General features: G+C 62.1%; 4 protein-coding genes and 1 rRNA gene. 2 read left to right on the top strand and 3 right to left on the bottom strand.

Features of this window, described 5'->3' with window-relative positions; genetic code table 11:
• Positions 1-95: 95 nt before the first annotated feature.
• A 16S ribosomal RNA gene (locus J6525_RS15585) occupies positions 96-1,584 on the bottom strand.
• A gap of 1,007 nt (positions 1,585-2,591) precedes the next feature.
• On the opposite strand from J6525_RS15585, the gene J6525_RS15580 reads away from it, so the two are divergent.
• Entirely contained in the window at positions 2,592-4,655 is a 2,064-nt protein-coding gene (locus tag J6525_RS15580; RefSeq protein WP_225645336.1) for a M23 family metallopeptidase, read from the top strand.
• Positions 4,656-4,749: 94 nt separating this feature from the next.
• Positions 4,750-5,007: a hypothetical protein gene (locus J6525_RS15575; RefSeq protein ID WP_225645335.1), complete on the top strand. Its 258-nt coding sequence runs from the start codon at positions 4,750-4,752 to the stop codon at positions 5,005-5,007.
• A gap of 15 nt (positions 5,008-5,022) precedes the next feature.
• On the opposite strand, the gene J6525_RS15570 is transcribed toward J6525_RS15575, so the two are convergent.
• Both J6525_RS15570 and clpB read right to left on the bottom strand, forming a co-directional pair.
• A complete protein-coding gene (locus J6525_RS15570) occupies positions 5,023-5,433 on the bottom strand; it encodes a hypothetical protein (protein ID WP_225645334.1) in 411 nt (136 codons plus the stop codon).
• Positions 5,434-5,726: 293 nt separating this feature from the next.
• Entirely contained in the window at positions 5,727-8,378 is a 2,652-nt protein-coding gene (clpB, locus tag J6525_RS15565) for an ATP-dependent chaperone ClpB (RefSeq protein ID WP_225645333.1), read from the bottom strand.
• Positions 8,379-8,535: the final 157 nt, after the last annotated feature.

The raw sequence follows: 8,535 nt of genomic DNA, 5'->3' as shown, positions 1-8,535 counted from the left end.
CCCGCCAATGGAGCTCAACCTGAAACTGTTGGCCCCTGAATGTTTCTAAAACGATCCGATAGATAGCGTGAGCTGATCTGAAGGATCATCCTTAGAAAGGAGGTGATCCAGCCGCAGGTTCCCCTACGGCTACCTTGTTACGACTTCACCCCAGTCGCTGACCCTACCGTGGCCGGCTGCCCCCTTTCGGTTAGCGCACCGTCTTCAGGTAAAACCAACTCCCATGGTGTGACGGGCGGTGTGTACAAGGCCCGGGAACGTATTCACCGTGGCGTGCTGATCCACGATTACTAGCGATTCCAACTTCATGGGCTCGAGTTGCAGAGCCCAATCCGAACTGAGACGGCTTTTTGAGATTTGCGAAGGGTCGCCCCTTAGCATCCCATTGTCACCGCCATTGTAGCACGTGTGTAGCCCAGCCCGTAAGGGCCATGAGGACTTGACGTCATCCCCACCTTCCTCGCGGCTTATCACCGGCAGTCTCCTTAGAGTGCTCAACTAAATGGTAGCAACTAAGGACGGGGGTTGCGCTCGTTGCGGGACTTAACCCAACATCTCACGACACGAGCTGACGACAGCCATGCAGCACCTGTCTCCGGTCCAGCCGAACTGAAGAACTCCGTCTCTGGAGTCTGCGACCGGGATGTCAAGGGCTGGTAAGGTTCTGCGCGTTGCGTCGAATTAAACCACATGCTCCACCGCTTGTGCGGGCCCCCGTCAATTCCTTTGAGTTTTAATCTTGCGACCGTACTCCCCAGGCGGAATGCTTAAAGCGTTAGCTGCGCCACTAGTGAGTAAACCCACTAACGGCTGGCATTCATCGTTTACGGCGTGGACTACCAGGGTATCTAATCCTGTTTGCTCCCCACGCTTTCGTGCCTCAGCGTCAGTATCGGGCCAGTGAGCCGCCTTCGCCACTGGTGTTCTTGCGAATATCTACGAATTTCACCTCTACACTCGCAGTTCCACTCACCTCTCCCGAACTCAAGATCTTCAGTATCAAAGGCAGTTCTGGAGTTGAGCTCCAGGATTTCACCCCTGACTTAAAGACCCGCCTACGCACCCTTTACGCCCAGTGATTCCGAGCAACGCTAGCCCCCTTCGTATTACCGCGGCTGCTGGCACGAAGTTAGCCGGGGCTTATTCTTGCGGTACCGTCATTATCTTCCCGCACAAAAGAGCTTTACAACCCTAGGGCCTTCATCACTCACGCGGCATGGCTGGATCAGGCTTGCGCCCATTGTCCAATATTCCCCACTGCTGCCTCCCGTAGGAGTTTGGGCCGTGTCTCAGTCCCAATGTGGCTGATCATCCTCTCAGACCAGCTACTGATCGTCGCCTTGGTGAGCCATTACCTCACCAACTAGCTAATCAGACGCGGGCCGATCTTTCGGCGATAAATCTTTCCCCGTAAGGGCTTATCCGGTATTAGCTGAAGTTTCCCTCAGTTGTTCCGAACCAAAAGGTACGTTCCCACGCGTTACTCACCCGTCTGCCGCTGACATATTGCTATGCCCGCTCGACTTGCATGTGTTAAGCCTGCCGCCAGCGTTCGCTCTGAGCCAGGATCAAACTCTCAAGTTGGACTTGAAACCTTGAACCGGCTGATCACAACGTTTGACGAGGTCCCACCATTCTTCGTCGACCGAAGTCAACGAGCCGCCTGCGATTCACATCGTTGGCAGCGATGGTGTAACCTTTAAAACGTGTACCGCCGAAGTCTTTCGTCCACTCTCAGAAGTCAAAAGCCGAAGCTTTCAAGTATCCCGAGAGACGCAAGGACTCCGCCGTCCACGTTTCTCTTTCTTCATCTTCACTTGTCAAACAGCCCGGGATCCGATGACCCCACACCCTTAGAGGGTGGTTCTACCCTTCACCGGCCGACGGTGAACTTCAACCGATTTATGTCGGCTGTTGTGTCACTCATCGAAGTGAGGAGCATCAGTGGCGCGTTCGCTCGCCTTGGTCAGTGACCCGGCGGCGCCGCGCTCAGTGGTTGGTTTATAGTCCGCACCCCTCGGGATTGTCAACGGCCATTGTCAACAAATCGTCGCACGCCCAAATCGCTTGTGCGGTGCGAAGAAATTCTCGTGCTTTCCGTAGCTTAGGCCGGAGGTAAAAATTCGCCACCCAGCCCTCGCGGCAAAAAACTTTAAAAAAAGTTCGTCGCCGGGGAGCCCGTGAGGCCCTCCAAAACGGGTTCCGACCGCCCCGGGCCGGGCGGCGGGCATCGACCTGCTTTCAGGGAAGCTTTTCCACCTCAAATGCCGCACTTGAGCCACAATCCTGCGACGTTCTGGCTATAACGAATGCATTGAACCGCTCGTAACCTGTGGGGGCTGGGGCGGTTTTTCTGGGGGACCAGGCGATTTTCTCCAAGAATCCGTCGCCTCTTCCCTTCGCGGCCGAGCAACATCGAGAGATCTGCACACCATTGACGTTCGAGATCGCGGCTAGCTAATGGCCATCGGCTTCTCGAATTCGATGCGTGTGGCTCGCCACACTGCCGAGATTCCTCTTCGGGGGATCAAGGTGGGGACGAGGACGAGCTGAGGTCGATCGCAGTTGCTGGAATTTGGGGGGATATCGGGTTGAGCCAACGGGCGTCACGCGGAAGCGGCATTGGGCGCGAGACCGGGATGATCGATCTCGGTCACGAACCGCCGCTTTCGGTCGACGGCACCGAGGCCGCGGTGATCGACCGCCGCCGTGTCTCGGTTCAATGGTTTAGCGGCACCATTCTGACTGGACTATGTGGCGCGGCCCTGATCGGCGGCGCCGTTTTTGCGTCGCTCGACGGCGAGATGACCTTCGCCAAGGTGCCGGAGCGCGTTGAAGGCGCGCTCCGCGGCGCGTTCACCGGCAACGATCGCGTCGTCAGCCTGCACAAGGGTGACCGCCTGCCGCCGCCCAGCGAATCCTCCGCCTCCCGCAGCCTGGTGCGCGTGTCGACCGTGACCCGCGTCGGCAATCGCGACGTGATGCGGGTGCGGCCCTTCATCCGAATTTCCGGCAATCTCTCGATGACCACGAGCGATCTGTCGGCAAAAATCCCCGCGTTCAACGCGCAGCGCCTGCTGACCGATGTCGGCTCCGACACGCCGGCGGCGGCCGAGGATCCGAATGCCGCGGCCGAGCCCGACGCCGAGGTCTCGTTCGTCACCAAAGATCTCGGCTCCGTGCTGCCGAAAGCCAAGCTCGCCGCCGTCGTCGCGCTCGACGACGTGCTGATGCGGGTCCGCGACGCCGCCAACTGGCGCGGCTCCGGCGGCTCGGTGCGCTACGCTTCACTCGCCAATGCCGCGGCTGATGCGAGCGGCGCCGGCCCTGACATGAGGATGGCCTACGCCACCGAGGGCAACACCTCCGATCCCTATGCCGGCTTCGAGACCCGCGTGGTGCCGGAGAACGTCACCCTGCTGCCGAAGACCAAAGAGCAGGTCACCGGCGGCAATCCGGTCGGCGAACGGGTTCACCTCGTCAGGAAGGGCGACAGCATCACCTCGATCCTGCGCGATCAGGGCGCGACGCCCGACGAGGCGAAGGCGATCGCCGCAACGCTCGGTCCGCGCGGCCGCGACGGCGGCCTGAAGGAAGGCCAGAAGGTACGAATCCTGATGGCGCCGGCCGCGCCCGGACCGAATGTCAGGCTGCAGCCCTATCGCGTGATCGTCGCCAACGAATCCGTCATCGAGGCCGTCGCCGCACTGTCCGATCTCGGCAAATACGTTGCCGTCGACGTGCAGAGCATGAACACCGTCACCGAGACCGCCGACAATTCCAGCGACGATGACGAGGATGATGGCAGCGGCGTGCGGCTCTATCAGAGCATTTACGAGACCGCGCTGCGCAACAAGGTGCCGCCGACCGTCATCGAAGACATGGTCAAGATCTACTCCTACGACGTCGATTTCCAGCGCAAGGTCCAGCCCGGCGATTCGTTCGACGTCTTCTTTGCCGGCGAGGACGAGGGCGTCACCAGCACCGAAAAGACCGAAGTGCTCTACGCCGCGCTGACCGTGGGCGGCGAAACCAAGAAATACTACCGATTCCAGAGCTCCGACGACGGCCTCGTCGACTACTATGACGAGACCGGCAAGAGCGCGAAGAAGTTCCTGGTACGCAAGCCGGTCAACAACGCGATCATGCGTTCGGGCTTCGGCGGCCGCCGCCACCCGATCCTCGGCTATGTGAAGATGCACACCGGCGTCGACTGGGCTACCGCCTACGGCACGCCGATCTTCGCTTCCGGCAACGGCGTCCTCGAGAAGGTCGGATACGAGGGCGGTTACGGCAAATATATCCGCATGAAGCATGCCAATGGCTACGAGACGGCCTACGGCCACATGTCGGCCTTCGCCAAGGGCATGGAGATCGGCAAGAAGGTGCGGCAGGGCCAGGTGATCGGCTTCGTCGGCTCGACCGGCCAGTCGACCGGCCCGCACGTCCACTACGAAATCCTGGTCAACGGCCGATTCGTCGACCCGATGCGCGTGAAGCTGCCGCGCGGCCGTTCGCTCGAAGGCCCGATGCTGGCGAACTTCGAGAAGGAGCGCGACCGGATCGAGGCCCAGATGTCCAGCCGCGGCAGCTCGCGAATCGTCTCGGACGCCACCAGTTCCACGTCGCAGACGCGCTCCACCACCAACCGCTGACGGCGGAAACCTCGCTCAGGAAGCCGTTCCATCCGGAACCATCCGCGCCGGTCAGGCTTTGTCCGCTTAGGTAAACCTTGCAGAGGAGGCGCGCATGGCAAGCCTCACCCGCGACGATGTGCTGAAGGCCGTCGGCTCCGCCGACGACGTCACGATCGCGAGGATTATCGCGTCGGGGGCGACGATCACCGAGCTTGCCGAGGCGCAGGCCTGGCTCGCCAATGACGAGCCGCTGATCAATGCCGGCAAGCCGCTGGCCACCGGCCGCGCCCGCGAGCTGGTCGATATCCTGTCCGAACTCGAGCCCGGCGAGGACGACGAGCCGTCACCGCCCATCGCCCCGCAGGAATGACGGCTCCGGCAAGGTTTACGGCGCGAGGCTGGCGCAGATCAGGAACACGATTCCGATCGCGGTCAGCCCGAACGCCACGGATGCGAGCGGGAGCAGCATGTCGATGGTGGCATGGGTGCTGTTGATCGTGCTGCCCCAGACCGCGAATTCGCCGGTCCGCCACTCCCGGAACGGAATCGACCGCTGATGCAGGTCGTGCCGATCGTCGTATTTCCGCCAGATCAGCGAAAGCACCCACGGCAACAGCACCGCGACGAACAGCAATACGCTGACGAACATCAGCGACAGTTCGACGTCGTCCTGGCGGTCGAACAATATCCATGCCGCCACCGCGAACCACGCGACAAGGCCGGCGGCTGCGCCGTAAACGCGCGGATGAAGATCGTCATAGACGGGCCGGTTATGGGCAATGAGGTCTCTGCTCATGCAATTCGCCTTCTGCTGAGGGCGACCGGCGGTGTGGCTTTGCAGGATGATGCAAGGCGGCGCGCGAATCAGCGCTGCGATTCGGGCCGAATATCCCTTTGCAGCTGCGCGGGACGTTTGCCACGCCAGCCGATCATTCAGGATGAAAACGAACGCCGTCCCGAGGCGGTTTCATTAATTCGGGCTCACAAAACCGGCCGCCGAACAGGAACTCCGTCGCATGCGGCCCGCCGATGTCATGGCGATGGATGCGGCCTGTCGCCAGGCCGCATCCGGTTTCGCTATCGAAACGCTCAGTTCAGCTTACGCTTCGAGACCGGGGCCTCGAACTGCACGATCTCGGCGGTTTTGGGCACCTGACCGTTGAAGGTCAGCACGTTGCCCTTCTCCGAGATCACGACATGATCGCCGTCCTTGACCTCGCCGGCGAGGATCATCTCGGCCAGCGGATCCTGCACACTGCGCTGGATCACCCGCTTTAGCGGGCGGGCGCCGTAAGCCGGATCCCAGCCCTTCTCCGCGAGCCAGTCCCGCGCCTTGGCGTCCAGCGTGAGCTCGATCTTGCGATCCTCGAGCAGCTTGGTCAGCCGCGCGAACTGGATCTCGACAATACGGCCCATCTCGCTCTTCTGCAGCCGATGGAACAGGATGATCTCGTCGATGCGGTTCAGGAATTCCGGCCTGAAATGCGCCCGCACGACGCCCATCACCTGATCGCGGACCGCCGCAGTGTCCTCGCCCTCCGGCTGATTCACCAGGAACTCCGAACCGAGATTCGAGGTCATGATGATCAGCGTGTTGCGGAAGTCGACGGTGCGGCCCTGACCGTCGGTCAGGCGGCCGTCGTCGAGCACCTGCAACAGCACGTTGAAGACGTCGGGATGCGCCTTCTCGATTTCGTCGAACAGCACCACTTGATAAGGCCGCCGCCGCACCGCTTCGGTGAGGGCACCGCCCTCATCGTAGCCAACATAGCCGGGAGGCGCGCCGATCAGCCGCGAGACCGAGTGCTTCTCCATGAATTCGGACATGTCGAGGCGGACCATCGCGGTCTCGTCGTTGAACAGGTCAGCGGCGAGCGCCTTGGTCAGCTCGGTCTTGCCGACGCCGGTGGGGCCCAAGAACATGAACGAGCCGGTCGGCCGGTTCGGATCCTGCAGGCCCGCGCGGGCACGGCGCACGGCGGTTGCCACCGCACGCACGGCTTCGGCCTGGCCGACGACGCGCCTGGCGAGACTGTCCTCCATTTTCAGGAGCTTGTCCTTTTCGCCCTCCAGCATCTTGTCGACCGGCACGCCGGTCCAGCGCGACACGACCTGCGCGATGTGGTTGGCGGTGACCGCCTCCTCCATCATCTCGCCGCCGTTCGGCTTGCTATTTTCTTGCGCCTCGATATCGGCGAGCTTCTTCTCCAGCTCGGGAATCCGGCCATAGGCCAGCTCGCCCGCCTTCTGGAATTCGCCGCGACGCTGCGCATTGGCCAGCTCGACGCGGAGCGCATCGAGTTCGCTCTTCAGCTTCTGGGCATTGGAGAGCTTGTTCTTCTCCGCGCTCCAGCGCGCCGTCAGCGCCGTCGATCGCTCCTCCAGCCCGGCGAGCTCCTTCTCCAGGGCCTGCAAGCGGCTCTTGGAGCCGGCATCGTTCTCCTTCTTCAGCGCCTCCTGCTCGATCTTCAGCCGGATGATGTCGCGATCCAGCGAATCGAGCTCTTCCGGCTTCGAATCGACCTGCATCTTCAGCCGCGCCGCCGCCTCGTCCATCAGGTCGATGGCCTTGTCCGGCAGGAAGCGGTCGGTGATGTAGCGGTTCGACAGCGTGGTCGCGGCCACCAGCGCAGAGTCGGAGATTCGCACGCCGTGATGCTGCTCGTACTTGTCCTTGAGGCCGCGCAGGATCGAGATGGTGTCCTCGACCGTCGGCTCGCTGACATAGATCGGCTGGAACCGGCGGGCCAGCGCCGCATCCTTCTCGACATGCTTGCGGTACTCGTCGAGCGTGGTCGCGCCGATACAGTGCAGCTCACCGCGCGCGAGCGCAGGCTTCAACAGGTTGGACGCGTCCATCGCGCCGTCGGTCTTGCCGGCGCCGATCAGCGTATGCATCTCGTCGATGAACAGGATGATGCCGCCCTCGGCCGACGAGACCTCCTGCAGCACGGATTTCAGCCGCTCCTCGAACTCGCCGCGATATTTCGCGCCGGCGATCAAGGCGCCCATGTCGAGCGACAGCAGCTTCTTGTCCTTCAGGCTCTCCGGCACGTCGCCGTTGAGGATGCGCAGCGCCAGGCCCTCGACGATGGCGGTCTTGCCGACGCCGGGCTCACCGATCAGGACGGGATTGTTCTTGGTCCGTCGCGACAGCACCTGGATGGTACGACGGATCTCCTCGTCGCGGCCGATCACCGGGTCGAGCTTGCCGTCGCGCGCAGCCTGGGTCAGGTCGCGGGCATATTTCTTCAGCGCGTCGTAAGCGTTCTCGGCGGTCGCACTGTCAGCAGTGCGGCCCTTGCGCAGCGCTTCGATCGCCGCGTTCAGGTTCTGCGCCGTGACGCCGCCCTTGCTCAGGATCGAGGCCGCCTCGCTGCCCTTCTCGAGCGTGAGCCCGAGCAGCAGCCGCTCGACGGTGACAAAACTGTCGCCGGCCTTGTCGGCGGCCTTTTCCGCCGCATCGAAGGCACGCGCCAGCTCCGGCGATAGGTAGACCTGCCCGGCACCATTGCCCGAGACCTTCGGCAGCTTGTTCAGCGCCTCTTCGGTCGCTTTCAGGATTGCTCTGGAATTGCCGCCGGCACGGTCGATCAGACCGCCGGCGAGTCCCTCATTGTCGTCCAGCAGTACCTTCAACAGATGCAGCGGCGAGAACTGCTGGTGACCGTCGCGCATTGCGAGCGACTGGGCAGACTGGATGAATCCGCGCGCGCGCTCGGTGTACTTCTCAATGTTCATTCGTTTTCCCTCGGCCTGCCATCGTCACCCGGGGCGCGATCAGCAAAAGTGGGTACCGGTTTTGCGTCCGATCGCGCCCAAACTTTAAGTTTGCGCGTGGTCTTGTCGCGAAACCGCACACACTTTCGCGGACCACGCGCGAAGGCATGACAACGGC

This window comes from Bradyrhizobium australafricanum, assembly GCF_020329495.1.
Taxonomy (GTDB): Bacteria; Pseudomonadota; Alphaproteobacteria; order Rhizobiales; family Xanthobacteraceae; genus Bradyrhizobium; species Bradyrhizobium australafricanum.
The sequence above is the reverse complement of the archived record's forward strand: the minus strand, read 5'-3'. Positions and strand labels throughout refer to the sequence as shown.